Source organism: Peribacillus sp. SIMBA_075, assembly GCF_046534585.1.
Window position 1 is genome coordinate 1 of record NZ_JAWRYN010001245.1, and the last position, 249, is coordinate 249.

General features: G+C 57.0%; 1 protein-coding gene. It reads left to right on the forward strand.

Going from position 1 to position 249, the window contains the following annotated elements; translation table 11 throughout:
* Positions 1-249 (forward strand): chromate transporter (locus SB775_RS32310; RefSeq protein ID WP_410865377.1); only part of this gene is annotated, 249 nt, incomplete at both ends.

Consider the following 249-nt stretch of genomic DNA (forward strand, 5'->3'; position numbering starts at 1 on the left):
GGCGTTAAGCCTGGTAGTATTCTTTGCCTTTCTTATCTCGCTTCCAATCCTGCGTGAAGTGACCGGTTCCTACTGGGTGGCGATGTTCGACAGTTTCTACCGCGCCGGGTCCTTGGTGTTTGGCGGCGGGCATGTGGTCTTGACGCTTTTGGAGCGGGAGTTCGTGCCGACTGGCTGGCTAACGGAAGAAGCTTTCCTTGCTGGATACGGGGCGACACAAGCTGTTCCGGGCCCGCTGTTCACATTTGC